Annotated in this window: 21 protein-coding genes, 1 pseudogene and 2 riboswitches; of the genes and pseudogenes, 15 read left to right on the top strand and 7 right to left on the bottom strand. The window is 76.1% G+C overall.

The genetic code is table 11. The features are described 5' to 3' along the window. Positions 1–13: 13 nt before the first annotated feature. The 7 genes from cobO (at position 14) to Ae150APs1_RS06600 (ending at position 6,910) form a co-directional block, all read left to right on the top strand. On the top strand, positions 14–628 hold the full coding sequence (cobO, locus tag Ae150APs1_RS32640) for a cob(I)yrinic acid a,c-diamide adenosyltransferase (RefSeq protein WP_029239795.1): 615 nt from the start codon (positions 14–16) through the stop codon (positions 626–628). Then, entirely contained in the window at positions 622–2,001 is a 1,380-nt protein-coding gene (locus Ae150APs1_RS06625; RefSeq protein WP_075296453.1) for a cobyrinate a,c-diamide synthase, read from the top strand. Before cobO ends, Ae150APs1_RS06625 begins: the two co-directional genes overlap by 7 nt. A 150-nt stretch (positions 2,002–2,151) precedes the next feature. Then, the gene (locus tag Ae150APs1_RS06620; RefSeq protein ID WP_075301769.1) at positions 2,152–2,535 is read left to right on the top strand and encodes a cobalamin biosynthesis protein; all 384 of its coding nucleotides are present in this window, start codon (positions 2,152–2,154) and stop codon (positions 2,533–2,535) included. A gap of 201 nt (positions 2,536–2,736) precedes the next feature. After that, positions 2,737–2,808, top strand: a riboswitch (cobalamin riboswitch). Positions 2,809–2,863: 55 nt separating this feature from the next. Next, a complete protein-coding gene (cobA, locus tag Ae150APs1_RS06615) occupies positions 2,864–4,084 on the top strand; it encodes a uroporphyrinogen-III C-methyltransferase (protein WP_075296451.1) in 1,221 nt (406 codons plus the stop codon). Positions 4,085–4,141: 57 nt separating this feature from the next. Further along, the gene (locus Ae150APs1_RS06610) at positions 4,142–4,657 is read left to right on the top strand and encodes a MarR family transcriptional regulator (RefSeq protein ID WP_010230287.1); all 516 of its coding nucleotides are present in this window, start codon (positions 4,142–4,144) and stop codon (positions 4,655–4,657) included. Between the two features lie 87 nt (positions 4,658–4,744). Continuing rightward, on the top strand, positions 4,745–6,295 hold the full coding sequence (locus tag Ae150APs1_RS06605) for a chloride channel protein (RefSeq protein ID WP_249266240.1): 1,551 nt from the start codon (positions 4,745–4,747) through the stop codon (positions 6,293–6,295). Between the two features lie 2 nt (positions 6,296–6,297). Then, positions 6,298–6,485: riboswitch (cobalamin riboswitch) on the top strand. A 35-nt stretch (positions 6,486–6,520) separates the two neighbouring features. Beyond that, positions 6,521–6,910, top strand: a complete 390-nt coding sequence (locus Ae150APs1_RS06600; RefSeq protein WP_075296447.1) for a hypothetical protein — start codon at positions 6,521–6,523, stop codon at positions 6,908–6,910. Positions 6,911–6,917: 7 nt separating this feature from the next. On the opposite strand, the gene Ae150APs1_RS06595 is transcribed toward Ae150APs1_RS06600, so the two are convergent. The 3 genes from Ae150APs1_RS06595 to Ae150APs1_RS06585 form a co-directional block, all read right to left on the bottom strand. After that, complete coding sequence (locus Ae150APs1_RS06595; protein WP_075296445.1) at positions 6,918–8,501, bottom strand: DNA polymerase IV; 1,584 nt, start codon at positions 8,499–8,501, stop codon at positions 6,918–6,920. Continuing rightward, positions 8,498–9,205, bottom strand: a complete 708-nt coding sequence (locus tag Ae150APs1_RS06590; protein ID WP_249266239.1) for a 4'-phosphopantetheinyl transferase superfamily protein — start codon at positions 9,203–9,205, stop codon at positions 8,498–8,500. The genes Ae150APs1_RS06595 and Ae150APs1_RS06590 overlap by 4 nt, the downstream gene beginning before the upstream one ends. A gap of 102 nt (positions 9,206–9,307) precedes the next feature. After that, on the bottom strand, positions 9,308–9,631 hold the full coding sequence (locus Ae150APs1_RS06585) for a hypothetical protein (protein WP_075296441.1): 324 nt from the start codon (positions 9,629–9,631) through the stop codon (positions 9,308–9,310). Between the two features lie 256 nt (positions 9,632–9,887). Here Ae150APs1_RS06585 and Ae150APs1_RS06580 point away from each other — a divergent pair, with 256 nt between their 5' ends. Then, complete coding sequence (locus Ae150APs1_RS06580) at positions 9,888–10,952, top strand: FAD-dependent oxidoreductase (protein WP_083679972.1); 1,065 nt, start codon at positions 9,888–9,890, stop codon at positions 10,950–10,952. Positions 10,953–11,062: 110 nt separating this feature from the next. Beyond that, the gene (locus tag Ae150APs1_RS06575) at positions 11,063–12,274 is read left to right on the top strand and encodes a cytochrome P450 (protein WP_075296439.1); all 1,212 of its coding nucleotides are present in this window, start codon (positions 11,063–11,065) and stop codon (positions 12,272–12,274) included. A gap of 42 nt (positions 12,275–12,316) precedes the next feature. Here the strand turns inward: Ae150APs1_RS06575 and Ae150APs1_RS06570 are convergent, their stop codons facing one another. From Ae150APs1_RS06570 to Ae150APs1_RS06555, 4 genes are all read right to left on the bottom strand, one after another. Next, positions 12,317–12,943: a 3-oxoacid CoA-transferase subunit B gene (locus tag Ae150APs1_RS06570; RefSeq protein WP_075296437.1), complete on the bottom strand. Its 627-nt coding sequence runs from the start codon at positions 12,941–12,943 to the stop codon at positions 12,317–12,319. Continuing rightward, complete coding sequence (locus Ae150APs1_RS06565) at positions 12,943–13,689, bottom strand: CoA transferase subunit A (RefSeq protein ID WP_010227284.1); 747 nt, start codon at positions 13,687–13,689, stop codon at positions 12,943–12,945. Before Ae150APs1_RS06565 ends, Ae150APs1_RS06570 begins: the two co-directional genes overlap by 1 nt. 270 nt (positions 13,690–13,959) lie before the next feature. Beyond that, positions 13,960–14,859, bottom strand: coding sequence for an MOSC N-terminal beta barrel domain-containing protein (locus Ae150APs1_RS06560; RefSeq protein ID WP_010227286.1), 900 nt, complete (start codon positions 14,857–14,859; stop codon positions 13,960–13,962). A 45-nt stretch (positions 14,860–14,904) separates the two neighbouring features. Further along, positions 14,905–15,552, bottom strand: coding sequence for an HAD hydrolase-like protein (locus Ae150APs1_RS06555; protein ID WP_083679971.1), 648 nt, complete (start codon positions 15,550–15,552; stop codon positions 14,905–14,907). A gap of 40 nt (positions 15,553–15,592) precedes the next feature. Here Ae150APs1_RS06555 and Ae150APs1_RS06550 point away from each other — a divergent pair, with 40 nt between their 5' ends. From Ae150APs1_RS06550 to Ae150APs1_RS31905, 6 genes and pseudogenes are all read left to right on the top strand, one after another. Continuing rightward, positions 15,593–16,744 carry a lyase family protein gene (locus Ae150APs1_RS06550; RefSeq protein ID WP_075296435.1) on the top strand — a complete coding sequence of 384 codons (1,152 nt, stop codon included), beginning with the start codon at positions 15,593–15,595 and terminating at the stop codon, positions 16,742–16,744. Beyond that, positions 16,741–17,535 carry an IclR family transcriptional regulator C-terminal domain-containing protein gene (locus Ae150APs1_RS06545; protein ID WP_060575482.1) on the top strand — a complete coding sequence of 265 codons (795 nt, stop codon included), beginning with the start codon at positions 16,741–16,743 and terminating at the stop codon, positions 17,533–17,535. The genes Ae150APs1_RS06550 and Ae150APs1_RS06545 overlap by 4 nt, the downstream gene beginning before the upstream one ends. 59 nt (positions 17,536–17,594) lie before the next feature. After that, the gene (locus Ae150APs1_RS32635) at positions 17,595–18,059 is read left to right on the top strand and encodes a pyridoxamine 5'-phosphate oxidase family protein (RefSeq protein ID WP_075296433.1); all 465 of its coding nucleotides are present in this window, start codon (positions 17,595–17,597) and stop codon (positions 18,057–18,059) included. Between the two features lie 71 nt (positions 18,060–18,130). Beyond that, positions 18,131–19,183, top strand: a complete 1,053-nt coding sequence (locus Ae150APs1_RS06535) for an LLM class flavin-dependent oxidoreductase (protein ID WP_075296431.1) — start codon at positions 18,131–18,133, stop codon at positions 19,181–19,183. A gap of 37 nt (positions 19,184–19,220) precedes the next feature. Then, positions 19,221–20,126: pseudogene (locus Ae150APs1_RS31910) on the top strand (winged helix DNA-binding domain-containing protein); the annotation flags it as partial. Between the two features lie 192 nt (positions 20,127–20,318). Next, complete coding sequence (locus Ae150APs1_RS31905) at positions 20,319–21,287, top strand: helix-turn-helix domain-containing protein (protein WP_075301763.1); 969 nt, start codon at positions 20,319–20,321, stop codon at positions 21,285–21,287.

Here is a 21,287-nt window from a genome sequence, read left to right as displayed (position 1 = left end):
AGGGAGAACGACCGTGCCGCAGGGACAGGTGAGCGTCACCCCCGCCGACGGGCTGACCACCCGCCAGCGCCGCAACCGCCCGCTGCTGGTGGTGCACACCGGCGTCATGAAGGGCAAGTCGACCGCCGCGTTCGGGATGGCGCTGCGCGGCTGGAACCAGGGCTGGCCGATCGGCGTGTTCCAGTTCGTGAAGTCGGCGAAGTGGAAGGTCGGTGAGGAGGAGGCGTTCCGCGCCCTCGGGAAGCTGCACGACGACACCGGCCAGGGCGGGCCCGTCGAGTGGCACAAGATGGGCTCGGGCTGGTCCTGGACGCGCAAGCAGGGGACCGAGACCGACCACGCCGACGACGCCCGCGAGGGCTGGGCCGAGATCCGCCGCCGGATCGCCGACGAGCGGCACCGGGTCTACGTGCTCGACGAGTTCACCTACCCGCTGAAGTGGGGCTGGATCGACACCGACGAGGTCGTCGAGGTGCTCGCGAACCGGCCCGGGCAGCAGCACGTGATCATCACCGGGCGGGACGCGCCGCAGGCCCTGGTCGACGCCGCCGACCTGGTCATGGAGACGACGAAGGTCAAGCACCCGATGGACGCCGGTCAGAAGGGGCAGCGGGGGATCGAGTGGTGAACCCGGCCCGGGCGGTCGTGGTCGCGGCGCCGTCGTCGGGCAGCGGCAAGACGACCGTCTCCACCGGTCTGATGGCGGCGCTGAGCCGGCGCGGGACCCGCGTCGCCCCGTTCAAGGTCGGGCCGGACTACATCGACCCGGGCTACCACACCCTGGCCGCCGGGCGTCCGGGCCGGAACCTCGACGTCGTGCTGCAGGGCACCCACCGGCTCGCGCCGCTGGCCCGGCACGGGGCGGCCGGGGCCGACGTCGCCGTCGTCGAGGGCGTGATGGGCCTGTTCGACGGGCGGATCGCCGACGGCGCCGGATCGACCGCGCAGGTCGCGGCCGCGCTGGGAGCGCCGGTGGTGCTCGTCGTCGACGTGCGCGGGCAGTCCCGCTCGCTCGCCGCGCTGCTGCACGGGTTCCGGTCGTTCGACCCGTCCGTGCAGGTCGCGGGCGTGATCCTGAACCGGGTCGGCTCCGACCGGCACACCGAGGTGTGCCGGACCGCGGCCGACGAGGTCGGCCTGCCGGTGCTGGGCGCCGTGCCGCGGCGCGCTGAGCTGGCCGTGCCCTCCCGGCACCTCGGGCTGGTCACCGCCGCCGAGCACGGGTCCGCCGCGACCGCAGCGGTGGACGCGATGGCGGAGCTGGTGGCGGCGCACGTCGACCTCGACGCGGTGCTCGCACTCGCCCGGCCGCTGCCGGACGGCCCGGCGTGGGACCCGGCGGCCGAGACCGCCGCGGCGAGCCCCATACCGGGTGCGGGGGAGCGGCCCGTCGTCGCACTGGCCGGTGGGCCCGCGTTCGGGTTCGGGTACGCGGAGCACGCCGAGCTGCTGGCCGCGGCCGGGGCCGAGGTGGCGGTCGTCGACCCGCTGCGGGATCCGTCGCTGCCGGACCGGACGGCGGCGCTCGTCCTGCCCGGCGGGTTCCCCGAGGAGCACGTCGGTGCGCTCGGGGAGAACGCCTCGCTGCGCTCCGGGGTGGCGCGGCTCGCGGCCTCCGGGGCACCGGTGCACGCCGAGTGCGGTGGGCTCCTCTACCTGTGCCGGGACCTCGACGGGACCCCGATGTGCGGGGTGCTCGACGCGTCCGCCGCGATGACCCCACGACTCACCCTGGGCTACCGGGACGCCGTCGCCGTCTCCGGGTCCGCGCCGTTCCCGGCGGGTGCCCGGGTCGGGGCGCACGAGTTCCACCGCTGCGCCGTCACCCCGCGGGCCGGGGCGGCACCGGCCTGGGTGTGGCGCGGCGGCGAGCCCGAGGGGTACGTCGTGGACGGGGTGCACGCCTCGTTCCTGCACACCCACCCGGCGGGCGTCCCGGAGGCGGTGGCCCGGTTCGTCGCCGCCGCACGCGGGGCGACGACGGCGCCCGCCTCACCGTGAGCAGCGCCCGCGTCGCTGTGACCGGTGCTGCATCGCCGTGACCGGTGCCCGCGTCGCCGTGCCGGGGGCCGCGTCGCCGTGCCCGGGGGCTGCGGGGCCCCGGCCGCGGATCGGTGCGGTCCTGCCCCGGCGGTGCGTGCCGGGCCGGCCGTGACCACAGGAAGGGCGGACGGGCTCGTCGTCGGGATCGGGGCGCGGCCGGGATGCTCCGAGGACGCGGTGCGCCGGCTCCTGGACCGGGTCGCGGTCGCGCACGGCCTCGACCTGGCCTCCGCGGACGTCGCCACCCTGGACCGGCGGGCCGGCGAGCCCGGCCTACGCGCGGCCGTCGCACCCCGGGTGCCGCGGGGGTTCACCGCGACCGAGCTGGCCGGGGTCGTGGTGCCGCACCCCAGTGAGCGGGTCGCCGCCGCCACCGGGACGCCCGGGGTCGCCGAGGCGGCGGCGCTCCTGGCCGCGGGCCCCGGCGCGGAGCTCGTGGTGCCCAAGACCACCGGCACCGGCGTGACCGCCGCCGTCGCCCGCCGCCCCTGACCCGCCCCTCGCCCCCCGGTTCCCCGCCGCTGTTCGCACGGAGTTCCTCCGCTCGCACAGGATCCGATCCCGTGCGAGGCGAGCGATCCCGTGCGAACCCGGGACGGAGGGAAGGGGACCCGACCCTGGCCGGTGGTGTGGGGTTGGCCTCCGTGGGGCGGACACGCATGCGTCGGTCGTTATCCTCGATCGTCGCCGTCGAGCGGGAACCCGGTGCGAGTCCGGGGCGGTCCCGCCGCCGTGACCGGGTCCGCGGGCCCGGGAGCCGGACCTCGCCGTCGGCGCGGAACCCACGTCCGGGCGCGGACCACCCGGGAGAGGAACGTCGTTGAGCGCGCAGCACGAGCAGTATCTGGTCGGCCTGGACCTGTCCGGGCGACGGGTCGTCGTCGTCGGCGGGGGGCAGGTCGCGCAGCGCCGCGCCGCCCGTCTGATCGCCGCCGGGGCCGTGGTCGAGGTCGTCTCGCCCGAGGTCACGCCGGCGGTCGAGGGCATGGTGTCGGCCGGTGAGATCACCTGGTCCGCCCGCGGGTACGCCGACGGCGACCTCGACGGCGCCTGGTACGCCATCGCCGCCACCGACGACGCGTCCGTCAACACCGCGGTCACCGCCGAGGCCGAGCGGCGACGGGTCTTCTGCGTCCGGGCCGACGACGGCAGCCGCGGCACCGCCGTCACCCCGGCCACCGGCCTGCACGACGGGCTGACCGTCGGCGTCCTGGCCCGGGGTGCGCACCGCCGTTCCGCGGCCGTGCGCACCGCGCTGGTGGAGGCGCTGCAGTCCGGCGTCGTCGACGAGGACGCCGAGCTCCCGCAGGCGGGCGTCGCGCTCGTCGGCGGCGGGCCCGGCGATCCCGAGCTGATCACGGTCCGCGGACGGCGGCTGCTGTCCCGGGCACAGGTCGTCGTCGCCGACCGGCTCGGCCCGCGCGACCTCATGGACGAGCTCCCGCCCGACGTCGAGGTGATGGACGCCTCCAAGATCCCCTACGGCCGCGCCATGGCCCAGGAGAAGATCAACGAGCTGCTGGTCGAGAACGCGCGGGCCGGCCGGTTCGTCGTCCGGCTGAAGGGCGGCGACCCGTTCGTCTACGGACGCGGGTTCGAGGAGGTCCAGGCCTGCGCCGCGGCCGGGGTGCCGGTCACCGTCGTCCCCGGCATCACCAGCGCGTTCGCGGCACCCGCCGTCGCCGGGACGCCCGTGACCCACCGCGGGGTGGCGCACGAGATCGTCGTGGTCTCCGGGCACGTCGCGCCGGACGACCCGCGCAGCCTCACCGACTGGACCGCGCTGGGCCGGATGACCGGCACGATCGTGCTGATGATGGCCGTCGAGCGGCTCGGGCGGTTCGCCGACGCGCTGATCACGCACGGCCGCGCCGCGGACACCCCGGTGCTGATCGTGCAGGACGGCACCACCCGCATCCAGCGCACCGTGCGCGCCACCCTGGAGACGGCCGAGAAGGTCGCCGCCGAGGCCGAGGTGAGCCCGCCCGCGATCATCGTCATCGGGCCCGTGGCGGGCCTGGAGGCACCCGTCGCCGACTGATCCGTGCACAGCCTGATCCGTGCACACTGCAACTTTGCAGTGTGCAACGATGAGGGCGTGACGGACGAGATCGACGACGTCGTGGACGCGGTCATGACCGCGAGCCGCGCGATGCTCTCGGTGGTGGCCCGGTCCCTGGCCGCCGCCGGTGAGCACGCGGGCGAGGACGTGACCGTGCCCCAGTACCGGGCGCTGGTCGTCCTGGCCCAGCACGGCACCCGGCGCCCGGCGGACCTGGCCGTGGCGCTGGCGGTGTCGGCGTCCACCGCGACCCGGATGTGCGACCGCCTGGTGGCCCGCGGGCTGGCGGAGCGCACCCGGACCGGTGCGGACCGCCGGGAGGTCGCCGTCGCGCTCAGCGGCGCCGGCCGGGACCTGGTCCGGGAGGTGACCCGGCGCCGTCGTGCGGAGATGCACCGGCTGCTCGCGACGCTGCCTGCGGGGGAACGGACCGCCGTGCGCGACGCGCTGCGGACGTTCGCCGCCGCGGCGGGCGAGGTGCCCGAGACGGACTGGGCCGTCGCCCCGCTGTCCGTGGGCGAGCAGGACGACCAGGGCGGGGCAGCCCGGTGAGCGCCGTCGCCGGAGCCCCCCCGCCCGGCCCTCCGTGCGCTGCACCGGGCGCTCGTCGGTACCCGGCCCGGCCTGGTCGGCCTCGCCGTGATCATCGGCGTCGGAGCCGGGGTGGGCTCGGTGCTGTTCCACGAGCTGATCCTCGGTGTGACCTGGCTGGTCACCGGCCGGGAGGACTACTCCGGCGCAGGGCGCGTCCCGTCGGAGCACCTGCCCGCGCTGGGGGTCTGGTTCCTGCTGGTCGCGCCGGTGCTCGGCGGGCTCGTGTACGGGCCGCTGGTCCAGCGGTTCGCACCGGAGGCCCGCGGGCACGGCGTCCCCGAGGTGATGGTCGCGGTTGCGCGCCGCGGCGGCCGGATCCCGGCGACGGTGGCCGGGGTGAAGGCGCTCGCGTCCGGGATCTGCATCGGCACCGGCGGCTCGGTCGGCAGGGAGGGGCCGATCGTGCAGATCGGGTCCGCGCTCGGCTCGGCGATCGGGCAGTGGCTGCGGGTGCCGTCGACCCGGCTGGTGCTGATGGTCGCCTGCGGGGCGGCGGGCGGGATCTCCGCGACGTTCGACGCGCCGATCTCCGGTGTCGTCTTCGGGCTGGAGCTGATCCTCCGGTCGTTCGGCGCGGAGGCCTTCGGTGTGCTGGTGATCAGCTCGGTGACCGCGAACGTCACCGCCGAGCTGATCGCCGGGGACCGCGCGATCCTCACGCTGCCGCACTTCGAGCTGGGCAGCGCCGCGCAGCTGCCGCTCTACGCCCTGCTCGGGCTGCTCGCCGGGCTGCTCGGCTGGGCGTTCGCGCGGATCCTCTACCGGATCGAGGACGTGTGCGACGCGGTCTGGCGCGGCCCGGAGTGGCTGCGCCCCGCCGTCGGAGGGTTGTTGCTGGGGGCGTTGCTGCTGGCCCTGCCGCAGATGTACGGCGTCGGCTACCCGGTGCTGGAGGGGGCGATCGAGGGCCGGTACGTGTTCGGGTTCCTGCTCCTGCTGGTGATCGGCAAGATCGTCGCGGCGAGCCTGACCATCGGGATCGGCGGGTCCGGCGGCGTGTTCGCGCCCTCGCTGTTCATCGGCGGGCCGGCCGGGACCGCGTTCGGGGTCGCCGCCGCGGCCGCGTTCCCCGCGCTGCACCTCGACCCCGGGGCGTTCGGGCTGGTCGGGATGGCGGCGGTGTTCGCCGGGGCCGCGCACGCCCCGATCACCGCGGTGCTCATCGTGTTCGAGCTGACCGGCGACTACGCCCTGATCCTGCCGCTGATGGCGGCCGTCGTGCTCGCCACCGGGCTCTCGCACCTGGTCTCGCGGGACGACATCTACACGCTCAAGCTGCTCCGGCGCGGTATCGACCTCGCCGCCGACACCCCCACCGACGAGGCGTTGCGATGGGTGACGGTCGGCGAGGTGATGCGTCCCCTCGACCCCGCCGACGACGGCGGGGCCTCCCCGGCCGACGGGCGTCCGCAGCCGGGGGCCGGTGGGCCGCTCACCCCGGACACCCCGGTGCACGACGTCCTGGACCTGCTCGCGGCGCACCGCGGGGCCGGGCTCCCGGTGCGGGAGACACCGGACGGCCCGCTGCTGGGCACGCTCGCCGAGCACGACGTCCTCGATCATCTGCGGGGTGTGGGCTCCGCCGGTCGTGGTTGACCCTCGCCCGTCCGCGTGATGGGCTCGGTGACGACGACGGTGCAGGAAGCCGGTGCGAGTCCGGCGCGGTCCCGCCACTGTCATCGGGGAGCGCGTCCCCACCCACGGTCACGGCCCACCACGGGCGGGAAGGCCGGGGGCGCGTGACGATCCGCGAGCCAGGAGACTGGCCGTCGTCGCAGGAGATCCACTGGTGAGGGCGAGGACCCTCGAGGAGGTCATGCGATGAGCGACGACGCGCGCCCGGTCCTGGTCGTGCTCGGCACCGAGCCCGACGCCGGGTCCGGCCCGGCCGGTTGCGGGGCCGACGACCTGCTCGCCGAGGCGGACACCGTCTTCACGTTCCCCCGCGGGCCCGAGTCGGTCGCGCTGTTCTACGCCGAGGCGTGGCGGGTCGAGGGGGTGTCCCCGCGCGACGCGGTGGCGCGCTTCACCACCTGGGCGGGCGCCGCCCCGTCCGGCACCGCGGTGCTGCTCGTGGCGGGGGAGCCGAGGTCCGACGTCGCGCTCGGCGCCGTGCTGGACGGCCTCGAGCGCTGCTGCCCGGACCTCGATGTCCGCGTCCCCGCCGGGACCCGGGTCGCGCCCCCGCACCGGAGCCCGCTGATCGGCTGACCGGGGTTCAGGCGGGTGCCTGCCAGCTGCTGAGCGGATCGGCGCGGGCCAGGACGGGGTCGGACGCGTCGAGGGTGCGGGTGCGGCCCGGGCCGGTCAGCGCCGTCTCGAACCGGACGGTCACGCGGCCGTGCCCCGCTCCCTGGACCCAGCCGTGCCCGTGCTCGGGATGGTGGACGTCGTCGCCCGCGGCCCGCGGCCGGTCCGGGTCGGGCACCCGGTCCGGACGGGTGGGGCCCGGGCCGACCGTCGGCGGTGCCGGCTCGTCGGTCACCGCCGGTAGCGCCGGCTCGTCGGCCGCCGCCGCCACGGTGGTGACGACGGCGTGGCCGGCGATCGTCGCGGTACCGCCCGGGACGCCGGGCTCCGCGGCCGCTGCTCCGCCGGTGCCGCGCTCCGGTCCACCGGGGCCCGGCTCCGGGGAGTCGGTGCCGCCCGGCTCCGCGGTGTCGCTGCTCGTCGCCGCCCGCCAGCCCTGCTCCGACGGGACCGCCTCGAACAGCGCGAGCGGCGGCTCGTCGCCGAACCCGGACACCGACACCCCGAGCAGCCGGACCCCGCCCTCGCCGACCGCGGTGTCGGCCAGCCGGCGGGCCACCGCGGTCAGCGTGGCGAGGTCCCGGCTGGGGAACGGGGTCGTCTCCGACCGGGTGTGGGTCGTGAAGTCCCCGGTCCGCGCCTTGACGGTGACGGTGCGCGCGGCGCGCCCGTCGGCGACGAGCCGCCGGTGCACCGCGACGCAGATCGACGCGACGGCGTCGTGCACCGCCGTCATCGCGGTGAGGTCGGTGTCGAACGTGGTCTCCGCGGAGATCTGCTTGGCGGCGCCGCGCGGCGCGACCGGGCGGTCGTCGATCCCGCGGGCGAGCCGGTGCAGCTCGGTGCCCATCGCGGTGCCGAGCACCCCGGCGACCTCGCGCCCGTCCATGGCGGCGAGCTGGCCGATCGTCTCGATCCCGATCTTCCGCAGCGCCTCACCGGAGACGGGTCCGATGCCCCACAACGACCGCACCGGCAGTGCGGCGAGCACGGTCTCCTGCTCGGCGTGGGCGATCACCCGCAGCCCGTCCGGCTTCGCCAGCTCGGAGGCGATCTTCGCGATCTGCTTGCCGGACCCGGCCCCGACCGACGCCGGCAGCCCGGTCCGCTCCCGCACCGCCGCGCGCAGCCGGGTGCCGAACTCGTCGACCGCCGCCGGATCCGCCCCGGCCAGCACCGGCGGTTCGATGAACGCCTCGTCCACCGACACCGGCTCCAGCACCGGGGAGAACTCCGCGAGCACCCCCATCACCTGGTCGGAGATCGCCTTGTACAACGCGAACCGGGGCGGCAGCACGGTCGCGTGCGGGCAGCGGCGCCGGGCCTGGCCCATCGGCATCGCCGAGCGCGCCCCGAACACCCGCGCCTGGTAGCTCGCCCCGGCGACGACGCCGCGCGGACCGGCCCCGCCGACCAGCACCGGCCGGTCGGCGAGCGTCGGCCGGGTGAGCTGCTCGACGGAGGCGAAGAACGCGTCCATGTCGAGGTGCAGCACCCATCGGGCGGACGCGGTCCGCGGGGCGCCCGGGCTCCTCCCGTCCGGTGTCGTCACCGCCCCATGGTGCCCCGGACCACCGACAGGACCGCGTCGCCGTCGGCGACGTCGATCCGGGGCGCGGCGTGCCCGGCACCGGCGACCGCGCCGGGGTGGTCGGGGTGCGGGGTGGCGACGTCGGCGACCCACCACGGCCCGCCCGCATCCGGCCAGTCGAGGATGCGGGCGTCGGCGTCCGGCGCGGAGAGCGTGATCGCCTCCATCGGGCTGCTCAGGCCCTCGCCGGTGGCCTTGAGCAGGGCCTCCTTCCGGGCCCACGTGACGAGGAACCCGTCGGCCGCGAGCACGCCCGCGTCGCGCTCGGCGGGGGAGAGGGCGTGCCGGGCGAGGCCGTCCAGGTCGGGGAGGGGCCTGTGCTGCTCGACGTCGACGCCGACCGGCCCGGCCCCCAGCGCCACGCCGACGAGCGCGCCGGAGTGGGTGAGGGAGAAGCCGGGGTCGTCGTGCCGGCCGGTGAGCCGGGGCTTGCCGTGCGGCCGGCCGCAGCGACAGGTGCGGTCGAGAGCGAGCCCGGCCGGATCGGCGTCGAGATGCGTGCCAAGGACGAGGCGGGTCAGCGCGTGCGCGGCGAGGTAGCGGGCGCGGTCGTCGTCGCGGCGCAGCGCGGCCATCCGGTCGCGCTCGTGGTCGTCGAGCAGCGCGACGAGATCGGGCCGGGAGGAGGGCTCGACCGGCGCGGCCCACCAGACGGAGACGGTCACGGCGGACAGCGTCGCACGGGCCACCGACAGCGGGGGTGGTGCTCGGGTGTGATCACGGTCCGGGGCCCGTGCCCGGTGACGGGCACGGGCCCCGGAGACCGGTCAGCCGGACCGGCGGGCGGCGAAGTCCGTGCGGACGTGCGCGGGCTTCACGTGCGGCGTCGGTCCCGCGGTGCGGGGCGCGGCCGGGCCGGACGCCCCGCCGGAGCCCTTCCCGCGCTTCGCGGCACGGCGTTCGGCGCGGTTGGCCGGGCGGTCGGACGCGCCGGTGCCGGGCACGGTCGCGGCACCCGTGCCGGTGGTACCGGTGTCCGGGCCCGCCGCGGAGGGTCCGGGCAGGAGGGCCGGGGACGGCACGGTGGTGCCGCCGCCGGACGTGGTGGTGTCGCCGGGCGTGGCGGTGGAGCGGGATCGGGTGGTGCGCATACGGGCCTCCAGGTGATGACGGGTCGGACGTTGACCGAGGAGGGCCGGTGACGTGCCGGAACGCCGGACGGCAGGATGCGGCGGAGCGCGCGGCATCGGTTCCGGGCCCGGGGACGGACGTCACGGGCCGGCGGGCGCGGGGACTCGCGGGAGGAGCCCCGGCGGGCCGCTCAGAGGAACCGGATCAGCATGGCGGGAACGGTAGGAGACCACCGCCACGGCGTGCCACCGGTTTTCCGCGGCTACCGTCGCGCCGGTGGACGCGCACCTGACGGACCTGGTCGTGATCGGCGGCGGGATCGCCGGTGTGTCGGTGGCCTACGAGCTGGCCGCGCACGCGCGCGTCGTGCTGCTGGAGGCCGAGACCGACATGCCGGTGCACTCGACCGCACGGTCCGCGGCGACCTACATCCCCGGGCACGGGTCGGGGCCGTTCCGGGCGCTGATCGCGGCGTCCGGGCCGCGTTTCGCCGCGCTGCCCGACGAGCTCGGCACCCCGCCGCTGCTGACCCCGCGCCCGGTGCTGCACGTCGGCACCGACGACGACGGCGCCGCTGCCCTGGCCGCGATGCTCGCCGACCAGGCCGGCGAGCCGGGCGCCCCGGTGGCGCTGGACCCGGACGAGGCGCACCGCCGGGCACCCGTCCTGCGCCGGCCGCCCCGGGCCGCCGCCTGGACCGCCGGCGCGGCCGACGTCGACACCGCGGCCCTGCACGACGGCTACCGGCGCGGCCTGCGCGCCCGCGGCGGCACCGTCCTGCGCGACGCCCGGGTGAGCGCGCTGGCCCGCGACGGCGACGGCTGGACCGCGCGGACGGTCGCCGGGCACGTCGTGCGGGCCGGCGCCGTCGTCGACGCCGCCGGGGCCTGGGCCGACGAGGTGGCCGCACTGGCGGGCGTCTCCGGCGCCGGGCTGGTGCCGCACCGCCGCACGATCGCCGCCTGCCCGGTCGCCGATCCGTCGGTGCTCCGCCCGGGCGGAGCACCGCTCCCGCTGATCGCGGACGCGGCCGAGCGCTGGTACCTCAAGCCCGAGGCCGACGCCGTCCTGGTGTCACCCGCCGACGAGACCCCGCAGCCGCCCGGCGACGCCCGGCCCGACGAGCTCGACGTCGCGCTCGCGCTGGACCGGGTCGGCGAGGCGATCACGCTGGGCCTGCGCTCGGTGCGGACCGCATGGGCCGGCCTGCGGACGTTCGCCCCGGACCGGGCCCCGGTGCTGGGTGCCCGCCCCGGTCACCCCGGCTTCCACCTCGTCGCGGGGCAGGGCGGGTCCGGGATCGAGTCCGCCCCGGCGCTGGCCGCCCTGCCGCGTCGGTGATCCTCGGGCGGCCGGCCCCGGCGGACGTCGCGCTGGACCCGGATGTGTGCTCCGCCACTCGTCTCGGCTGATGTAAGCGGTCGCTTACCCATCGCTGGCACCATGGGGACATGGCGCTGACCACCACCGGCACCGAGCCGCACGCCCTGTTCTCCGGCGACTTCTGGACCGACCCGCACCCCGCCTACGCGGCGCTGCGCGACGACGAGCCGGTGCGCGAGCTGGCGCTGCCGGACGGGAAGGCGTGGCTGATCACCCGCTACGCCGACGTCCGGGAGGCGTTCGTCGACCCACGGCTGTCGAAGGACTGGCGCTACACGCTGCCGGCGGACCAGCGGGACGAGCACGCCGCGGCGCCGACGCCGATGATGATCCTGATGGACCCGCCGGACCACACCCGGCTGCGGAAGCTGGTCAGCCGCTCGTTCACCGTCCGGCGGATGAACGAGCTGCAGCCGCGGGTCGAGGAGATCACCCAGGAGCTGCTGGACCGGCTGCCCGCCGACCGGCCGGTCGACCTCATGCGGGAGTACGCGTTCCTCGTCCCGGTGCTCGTGATCTGCGAGCTGCTCGGCGTGCCTGCGGAGGACCGGGACCAGTTCTCCGCGTGGTCGTCGGTGATGGTCGACGACTCGCCGCAGGAGGAGAAGTTCGCCGCGATGGGCAGCCTGCACGGCTACCTGAGCGAGCTCATCGAGCGCAAGCGCACCGAGCCCGACGACGCGCTGCTCTCGTCGCTGCTCGCGGTCAGCGAGGCCGACGGCGACACCCTGTCCCACGAGGAGCTCGTCGCCATGGCGATGCTGCTGCTCATCGCCGGGCACGAGACGACGGTCAACCTGATCGGCAACGGCGTCCTGGCCCTCCTGACCCATCCCGGGGAGCGGGCGAGGCTGCAGGACGACCCGTCACTGATCACGTCGGCGGTGGAGGAGTTCCTGCGCTTCGAGTCGCCGGTGACGAACACGCCGATGCGGTTCGCGAGCGAGGACGTCACCTACTCCGGGGTGACCATCCCCGCCGGGTCGACGGTCATGCTCGGCCTGGCCGCGGCCAACCGGGACCCCGCGTGGACCGAGCGGGCCGAGGAGCTCGACATCACCCGGGACGCGTCCGGCGGGGTGTTCTTCGGGCACGGCATCCACTTCTGCCTGGGCGCCCAGCTGGCACGCACCGAGGGACGGGTGGCGATCGGGAAGCTGGTCGCGCAGCGCCCGGACCTCGCGCTCGCCGTCGACCCGTCGGAGCTGACCTACCGCGAGTCGACCCTGGTCCGCGGGCTGACGGGGATGCCCGTCACGGTGGGCGCTGCGCGCCCGTGAGTGGTTGACGCGGTCAGGACCGCGTCAACCACTCACGAGCCGTCAGGCCAGCGGGGCGCCGGTCTTCTCCCGCACCTCGTCGGCGGAGACGCCCGGGGCGGTCTCGACCAGCGCGAGACCGTCGGGTGTCACGTCGATGACGGCGAGGTCGGTGACGATCCGGGTCACGCAGCCCAGGCCGGTGATCGGCAGCGAGCAGCGCTCGACGATCTTCGGTGACCCGTCCTTCGAGACGTGGTCCATCATCACGACGACGCGCCGGGCGCCGTGCACGAGGTCCATCGCGCCGCCCATCCCCTTGATCATCTTGCCGGGGACGGCCCAGTTCGCGAGATCGCCGTTCGCCGCGACCTCCATGCCGCCGAGGACGGCGACGTCGAGCTTCCCGGCCCGGATCTGGCCGAAGCTCTCCGCAGACCCGAAGTAGGCGGCGCCGTCGGCGACGGTGACGGTCTCCTTGCCGGCGTTGATCAGGTCGGGGTCGATCTCGTCGTCGGTGGGGTAGGGACCGACGCCGAGGATCCCGTTCTCCGAGTGCAGGACCACCGTGCGGCCGTCGGGGATGTGCCCGGGGACCAGGGTCGGCATGCCGATGCCGAGGTTCACGTACGACCCGTCCGGGAGTTCCTCGGTGACCCGGGCGGCCATCTCGTCGCGTGTCAGGGCCATCAGCCGCTCACCGTCCTGAACTCGACCGGCTTCTCCACGCCGGGCACGTGCAGGACGCGCTGGACGTGGATGCCGGGGGTGTGCACGTGGTCCGGGTCGATCTCGCCCGGCTCGACCAGGTGCTCGACCTGCGCGATCGTGACCCGGCCCGCGGCGGCCGCGTCCGGGTTGAAGTTTCGCGCCGAACGCCGGAACACGAGGTTGCCGTGCCGGTCGCCCTTCCAGGCGTGGACCAGCCCGAAGTCGGGGGTCAGTGCGCGCTCGAGGACGTAGGACACGCCGTCGAACTCGCGGACCTCCTTCTCGGGCGACATGACCGCGACGGAGCCGTCGGGTGCGTAGCGCCAGGGGAGGCCGCCGTCGGCGACGAGCGTGCCGACACCGGCCGGGGTGTAGAACGCCGGGATCCCCGCGCCCCCGGCGCGCAGCCGCTCGGCGAGCGTGCCCTGCGGGGTCAGCTCCAGCTCCAGCTCGCCGCCCAGGTACTGGCGGGCGAACTCCTTGTTGTTGCCGACGTAGGAGCCGATCGTGCGCCGGATCCGGCCGGCGGACAGCAGGGTGCCGAGGCCGAAGCCGTCGACGCCGAGGTTGTTCGAGATCGTCTCCAGATCGGTCGCGCCCTGCTCCAGCAGGGCGGCGATCAGCACCGTCGGGACCCCCGACATGCCGAACCCGCCGACCGCGAGCGACGCGCCGTCGCCGATGTCGGCGACCGCGTCCGCGGCGGATGCCACCACCTTGTCCATCACGCACCTCCGTCGGACGCGACGGTACCGCAGTGTGCGATCTGCGGACAAGCGTTCGCTGTGCGAACGCCATCGGTGCCGACGGAGCGCGGGCGTGCGCCGTCGCGTAGCCAGGCCCGCTCCGTCCGGCGGCCGTCTCGAGCCGGAGCACCCCGTCGTCTGTCCGTGCACCCCGGCGCCGGCTCACGCACCCGTCGCGTGGGGTGCCTCGCCACGTGACGGGGTGCGCCGACGGTGGCGGGGTGCGCCGACCGGGTGCCGGGCGCGGGGTCAGGCCGCGGTGGGGGCCTCGTGCTCGTCGCCGACCGCGATCTCCCCGTCGGTGACGACGTCGGCGTACACCCCGGCGCACGCCCAGACCCCGCCGATCTGCGGGATCTCGATCCGGTTGTGCTTGGCGATGGTCCGCAGGGTGCCGGGGTCGCGGGGCAGGTCGCCCTGCGCCAGCGTCGTCATCACGCACCGCATGGTGGCGAACGAGTACCGCACGGCGACGCCGCCGATGGTGCCGTCCGACCCCGGCCAGTCGTTCTCGAGGAAGCCGGCGTCCTCGCCGCGAAGGACGACGTTCGGGCGGTAACGGCGCGGGTCGAAGGTCGCGTCCGGGGCGAGCTCGCGCAACCGGTCCAGTGTGGACTCGGTGAGCACGTGCAGCGTGGACAGGTCGAAGAAGGTGCCCGGCGCGCCGAACGCGGAGACGTCGAACCGGCTGACCCGCTCGCCGGTGTCCTCGTGCCGGGCGGTGGTGCCCTCGATCAGCTGCCCGGGGGCGAGCTGGTCGATCGGGAGGTCGTCGAACTCCGGCCAGACCTCCTCGAACTGGCTGCCCTCCGGTGGCTCGGCGATGAGCCGGACCTCGCGGTCGAGGATCGCGGAGAGCGCCGTGTCGATCCCCGGGTCGTCGGAGCGCAGCATCGAGCCGTCCGGGAAGCGGATCTCCACCTCGGGCAGCGGGCGGCCCGGTTCCGGCTCGGCGGCGAACCGCGCGGAGAAGTCGAGCAGGCCCGACCACAGGCGCGGGACCTTGGCGCTCGCGACGGTGCCCGACTCGACGTCGTACACCGCCAGTGCCCGGTCGCCCAGCAGCCCGCGGCCGGTCACCACCGACCGTTCCACGGACTCGCCGAGCATGGATTTCACCGGGTACCGGTGCAGTGAGACGACCGTCATACCTCGGTGTCTACCGGTCGCGAACGGGCCGGCGAAAGGAAGTCCTCAGCCGAGGAGTGCGACCCGGAGATCGTCCGCGGATGCGTACACGATCTCGGCACCCGCGGCTTCCAGCTCGCCCGGCTCGGCGTAGCCCCAGCCCGCGCCGGCACAGCGGAGGCCGTGCTCGGCCGACCCCTCGACGTCGTGCAGCCGGTCGCCGACCATCAGCGGCTCGTCCGCACCGGACGGGTTCCCCAGCCGGCGCAGCGCCTCGGCGACCACGGCGCCCTTGGTCGGGCGGTCGGCGGTGCGGGTGTCGCCGACGATCTCGGTGAACAGGTCGGTCCAGCCGTGGTGAGCGAGGATCTTGCGCGCCGACGGCTCGGCCTTGCTGGTGGCGAGCGCCATCGTCACGCCGGCGTCGCCGAGCGCCCGCAGCAGCTCCTCGACGCCGGGGTAGGGCCTGCTCCCCATCCAGCCGTCCTCGTCGCCGTAGATCCGGCGGTAGACCGGCAGTACCGCCGCCGTGCCCTCCTCGCCGAGGATCGGCGGGAGCGAGCGGTAGAGCGGCGGCCCGAGCAGGTGGGTGCCCAGCGCGGACTCGGGCACGTCGAGGCCGACCTCGTCGATGGCGCGGCGCATCGAGCCGAGGATGCCGGGGGCGGAGTCGACGAGGGTGCCGTCGAGATCGAGGAGGATGTGGGTCAGCACGGCTCCATTCTCCCTGTTCTCTCTGCGTACACTCGTCCGCATGGCGAACGCCCTCTTCGGCCCGCTGTCCGGCACGGACCGGGTCGACGTGCTGCTCGACGACGGCGCCTGGATCGCCGCGCTGCTCGAGGTCGAGCTGGCGCTCTCGGCGGTCGCGGCCGAACAGGACGCGGTCTCCACCGACGACGCCGACGGGGTCGAGCGGGCCGTCGCGGCCGTCGCCGGGGTGGACCCGGCCGCGCTCGCCGCGGAGTCCGTCGAGGGCGGCAACCCGGTGATCCCGCTGGTCAAGCGCTTGAAAGCGGCCGCTGCCCGGATCCAGCCGGGCGCCGAGCGGGCGGTGCACCCGGGCGCGACCAGCCAGGACGTCCTGGACACCGCGCTCGTGCTGCTCACCCGCCGGGCCGGGCACCGGATCACCGAGGACCTGGCCGCCTGCGCGGACGCCGCGGCCGCGCTCGCCCGCGACCACCGCGGAACCCCGTGTGCCGCCCGGACCCTGGGTCAGCAGGCGCTCCCCACGACGTTCGGCCTGGTCGCCGCGAACTGGTGCGCCGGCCTGGACCGCGCCCGGGTGCGGCTCGCGGCGGTGCTCGACGAGCTCCCCGTCCAGTACGGCGGCGCCGCCGGCACCCTCGCCGCGACCCACCAGCACGGCCCGGCCGTCGCCGACGCGCTCGCCGCCCGGCTCGGGCTCGCCCCGCAGGGCGTCCCGTGGCACACCGAGCGCACCCGGATCGGCGAGCTCGCCGGGGCGCTCGGCGTCGCGGCGGGGGCGTGCGCGAAGCCGGCGGGCGACGTCGTCCTGCTGTCGGCGACCGAGCTGGCCGAGGTGTCCGAGGCCGCGCCGGGGGACTCGTCGTCGATGCCGCATAAGCGCAACCCCGCCGCGGCCGTGACCGCCCGCGGCGCCGCGACGCGGGCCCCCGGCCTCGTCGCGACCCTGCTCGCGGCGCAGGAGCAGGAGTTCCAGCGCGCCGCCGGCGCCTGGCACGCCGAGTGGGAGACGCTCACCGGGCTGCTCCGGGTCGCCGCCGGCGCCGCCTCCCGGCTGCGGACGTGTCTCGAGGGACTGCAGGTGCACCCGGACGCGATGGGCCGGAACCTGGCGCTCGCCGCGGGCGCGCAGGGCAGCGGGGCGGGCCACGCAGCGGAGCTGGCCGACCGGGTGCTGGCGGGGCGACCGCGGTGAGCGAGGAGCCGGGGGAGCGCCGCGAGCAGGTCCGGTCGCTGGCGCGCGGGCTCGCCGTCATCCGCTCGTTCGACGCCGACCGCCCGCAGCAGACCCTCGCCGACGTCGCCCGCTCCACCGGCCTCACCCGTGCCGCCGCGCGCCGGTTCCTGCTCACCCTCGCCGACGAGGGCTACGTCCGCACCGACGGCAGGCTGTTCGCCCTCACCCCGCGGGTGCTGGAACTGGGCTGGTCCTACCTGTCCGCGATGGGCCTGCCCGAGGTCGCCGCCCCGCACCTGGAGCGGCTGGTCGCGACGGTGCGCGAGTCGGCATCGGTCTCGGTGCTCGACGGCGACCCGGCCACCGGCTACGACGTCGTCTACGTCGCCCGGGTGCCCACGTCGCGGATCATGACCGTCGCGATCACCATCGGGACCCGGTTCCCCGCCTACGCGACGTCGATGGGTCGTGTCCTGCTCGCCGCGCTGCCGCCCGCCACCCTCGACACCTACCTCGCGGGGCTGCGTCCGGAGACCCTGACCGAGCACACCGTCGCCGCCCCGGAGGCGTTGCGGGCCGAGCTCGGCCGGGTCCGGGCCGACGGGCACTGCGTCGTCGACCAGGAGCTCGAGGAAGGGCTGCGTTCGATCGCGGTTCCCGTGCACGACCGGGCCGGGCGGGTCACGGCCGCGGCGAACGTGTCGACCCACGCGTCCCGGCTGGACGCCGCGACCCTGCGCACGGACGTGCTCCCGGAGCTGCGGGCGTGCGTGTCCGCGATCGAGGCGGACCTGCGGGCCGCCGGATAGGGCACCATCGGCGGCATGACTACTCTGATTCAGATCACTATGCCGGCCGGGGGCCTGCGATGACGGCCGCGCTGCTCGACCGCGGTGCGCCCGGGCACGCCCACGTCGCGGCCCGGCTCGCGGCCGAACCGGTCATCTGGCTGACCACCGTCGGCGACGACGCCCGCCTGCACTCGGTTCCCGTCTGGTTCCTGTTCGCCGACCCCGAGATCCTGATCTTCAGCAGGCCGGACACCGCGAAGGTCGCCCGGCTCCGCGACCGGCCCGGGGTGTGCCTGTCGCTGGACACCGCGGCGTCGGGCACCGACGTCGTGCTCGCCGAGGGCGACGCCGCACCGGCCGTCGAACCGCCGGAGCCGGAGCTGCGCGAGTTCGGGGAGAAGTACCGGGAGATGCTCGGTGACCAGGAACTCGACGGCTGGCGGCAGGTGTTCGCCCGGCCGCTGCGGGTCCGGCTGCGCCGCATCGTCGCCTGGCGGGTCGGCCCGGGCGGGCTCGAACGGGTGGCGGTCCGGGCCGGCTGAGGTCCCCGGCGGGAACATCGGCCCGCACGGCCCGGTTGCGCCGGAGGGACGGTCACGACGAGGGAGGCACGGTGAGCGGACGCTTGCACCTGGCGGTCGAGCTCGGAGCGGCCGGGCGGCATCCCGGCGCCTGGCGGTCGACCGGCGCCGATCCGGACCGGCTGCTCACCGCCGAGCACCACGTCGACGTCGTCCGGACCGCGGCGCGCGGTGGTCTCGACCTGGTCGCGCTGCCCGACTCGCTGCAACCCCCCTCGGACGACCCCGCCGCGCTGCCCGGCACCCTCGACGCCGTCGCGATCGCCGCGCGGGTCGCTCCTGCGGTGCCCGGCATCGGCGTCGTCCCGACCGCGACGGTCACCCACACCGAGCCGTTCCACCTGTCCAAGGCGGTCGCCACCCTCGACTTCGTCGCGACCGGGCGTGCCGGCTGGCAGCCCGACGTGTCGCGGACCCGCGCCGAGGCGGACCTCTTCGGGCGCACCGGACCCGAGGAGCCGGCGACGCTCTGGCGCGAGGCCGGCGAGGTGATCGACGTCGTCGCCCGGCTCTGGGACTCCTGGGAGGACGACGCCGAGATCCGCGACGCCCCGACCGGCCGGTTCGTCGACCGCGACAGGCTCCACCACATCGACTTCGCCGGCGAGTTCTTCTCGGTCAAGGGCCCGTCGATCACGCCCCGGCCGCCGCAGGGGCGGCCGCTGACCGTGCTGCGCGGCGACGAGACCGCGGCGCTGCCGGTCGTGGGCCGCCACGCCGACGCCGGCCGGGACCCCGGGACCGTCCCGGTGCTGCTCGACGTCGAGACCCTGCTCGGCCCGGACGCCGCGGACCGGCTCCGGGAGCTCGACGCGCTCGCCCCGGCCGGGGCGGACCTCGGACCGGCGACACTGCGCCACGTCGGGGACCCGGCCGGGCTCGCCGCGCTGCTGCGTGACGCCGCCGAGGAACGGGCCGCCGACGGGTTCGTCCTCGCGCCGCTGGCCCTGCCGAGCGGTGCCGGGGAGATCGTCGACGGGCTGCTGCCCGCGCTCGGCGACGTCTGGTCACCCGCGCCCTGCGACGGGTCGCTGCGCGAGCGGTTCGGCCTGTCCCGCCCGGCGAACCGGTACGCCACGCGCTGAGGCGCACCGACCGGCGCGGACCGGGCAGGATCGCGGCATGCGCCTGCTCACCGCGGACGACTCGCTCCGGGCCCTGCTCGCCCGCCAGCTGCTGCTGGAGCGGGCCGACCTGGGCGTGCCCCGGGCCTTGGAACGGCTGGGCGGGCTGCAGACCCAGCACGCGCCGTCGGGCTATCTCGGGCTGGCCGCACGGCTCCGCGGGTTCGACCGGGCCGCGCTCACCGCGATGCTGCACGACGGGCGGGTCGTGCAGACCTGGGCGATGCGCTCGACGATCCACATGCTGAGCCGGCGCGACCACCCGACGTTCACCGCGGCCGTCCGCGACGAGCAGCGGGCGGAGTGGCTACGGCTCCGCCGGGACGTCACCGGCGACGACATGACCGCCGCGGCGGCAGCCGTCGCGGATCTCCTCGCCGGCGGACCGCGCCGCCATACGGAGATCACCGCGGAGCTCGCGGCGCGCGGACTTCCCGCCGGGACCTTCCCCGGCGTCCAGCACTGGGTCCCGCTGGTCAGGGTGCCGCCGGCCGGGACGTGGACGACGCCCCGCGCGCACGTCTACGGCCTGGCCGCCCGGCGCGGCCGGGATACCGGCGACCCCGGCGAGGACGCCGTGCAGCAGGCCAGGGTCGAACTCGCCCGCCGGTACCTGCGTGCGTTCGGCCCGGCCTCCGCGCCGGACGTCGCCCGCTTCGCCGGCTGGCCGGTCCGCGTCGCCCGGACCGCGCTCGGGGAGCTGGACCTGCGCCGGTTCCGCGACGAGGACGGGACCGAGCTCGTCGACGTCCCGCGGGCACCGCTCCCGGACCCGCGGACCCCGGCACCGGTGCGGTTCCTGGGCCCGTTCGACGCCGTGCTGCTGCTCGCCCACGCCGCCCGCGGACGGATCCTGCCCGCCGCGCACCGGCACCTCGTCTTCGCGACGAGCAGGCCCCGCTCGGCCCCGACGTTCCTGGTCGCCGGCCGGGTCGCCGGCACCTGGACCCACGACGACGGCCGCGTCCGCCCGCGCCGTCGCCGACGAGGCCGAGCGCCTCACCGCCTGGTACGCGGGCTGACCACGGCGGGATCCCGACGGCGCGTGGCAGGAACGACCGTGGACGGCCGGTTCCTGCCGCTCTACCGTCGGTCCATGCTGCGCAGCGTCTCCGTGCTGGTGCTCGACGAGCTGGCGGTCTTCGAGTTCGGCGTGCTCTGCGAGGTCTTCGGCCTGGACCGCTCGGACGACGGGCTGCCCGTGCTCGACTGGTCGGTCTGCGGGATCGAGGCCGGACGGCCGGTGACGACGAAGAGCGGCGTCACGATCACCCCCGAGCACGGTCTCGACGCGCTGGCGGGCGCCGACCTGGTGTGCGTCGCCGCGACCGCGCTGCGCGAGTTCCCGGCGGCCGCGCTCGACGCGGTGCGGGCCGCGCACGCCCGCGGCGCGACCGTGCTCTCGGTCTGCTCCGGGGTGTTCGTGCTCGGCGCCGCCGGGCTGCTCGCCGGCCGCCGCTGCACCGTGCACTGGAAGCACGCCGACGAGCTGCGTGCGGCCCATCCCGAGGCCCGCGTCGAGGAGGACGCCCTCTACGTCGACGACGGCGACCTCGTCACCGGTGCGGGCACCGCCGCCGGGATCGACGCCTGCCTGCACCTCGTCCGCCGCGAGCTCGGCGGCGCGGTCGCCAACGGCATCGCCCGCCGGATGGTCGTCCCTCCGCAGCGCGAGGGCGGGCAGCGCCAGTTCGTGGAGCTGCCGGTCCCGGAGTGCACCGCCGACTCGCTCGCGCCGGTGCTGGCCTGGCTGCTGGAGAACCTCGACCGCGAGCACACCGTCGCCGGGCTGGCCCGGCGGGCCGCCATGTCGGAGCGGACGTTCGCCCGCCGCTTCGTGGAGGAGACCGGCACCACGCCGCACCGGTGGATCTCCGCGCAGCGGGTGCTGCACGCACGCACCCTGCTGGAGGAGACCGACCTCGGGATGGACGCCGTCGCCACCCGCACCGGGTTCGGCACGGCCGCGCTGCTGCGCCACCACTTCCGGCGTGCCCTCGGCGTCTCGCCGGCCGACTACCGCAGCACGTTCCGCTGCCACCGCGACGAGCGCCGCCCCGCGTGA

It is taken from the genome of Pseudonocardia sp. Ae150A_Ps1 (assembly GCF_001932315.1).
In the GTDB taxonomy this organism is placed as follows: domain Bacteria; phylum Actinomycetota; class Actinomycetes; order Mycobacteriales; family Pseudonocardiaceae; genus Pseudonocardia.
This window is presented reverse-complemented; position numbering and strand designations above follow the sequence as displayed.

Bases quoted from the DNA above. Each gene is read 5' to 3' on its own strand.
- Ae150APs1_RS31905 (WP_075301763.1), top strand. From the start codon at position 20,319: ATGCTGCGCAGCGTCTCCGTGCTGGTGCTCGACGAGCTGGCGGTCTTC.
- Ae150APs1_RS06550 (WP_075296435.1), top strand. From the start codon at position 15,593: ATGGCGAACGCCCTCTTCGGCCCGCTGTCCGGCACGGACCGGGTCGAC.
- Ae150APs1_RS32635 (WP_075296433.1), top strand. From the start codon at position 17,595: ATGACGGCCGCGCTGCTCGACCGCGGTGCGCCCGGGCACGCCCACGTC.
- Ae150APs1_RS06600 (WP_075296447.1), top strand. From the start codon at position 6,521: ATGAGCGACGACGCGCGCCCGGTCCTGGTCGTGCTCGGCACCGAGCCC.
- Ae150APs1_RS06560 (WP_010227286.1), bottom strand. From the start codon at position 14,859: ATGACGGTCGTCTCACTGCACCGGTACCCGGTGAAATCCATGCTCGGC.
- Ae150APs1_RS06585 (WP_075296441.1), bottom strand. From the start codon at position 9,631: ATGCGCACCACCCGATCCCGCTCCACCGCCACGCCCGGCGACACCACC.
- Ae150APs1_RS06570 (WP_075296437.1), bottom strand. From the start codon at position 12,943: ATGGCCCTGACACGCGACGAGATGGCCGCCCGGGTCACCGAGGAACTC.
- Ae150APs1_RS06575 (WP_075296439.1), top strand. From the start codon at position 11,063: ATGGCGCTGACCACCACCGGCACCGAGCCGCACGCCCTGTTCTCCGGC.
- Ae150APs1_RS06565 (WP_010227284.1), bottom strand. From the start codon at position 13,689: ATGGACAAGGTGGTGGCATCCGCCGCGGACGCGGTCGCCGACATCGGC.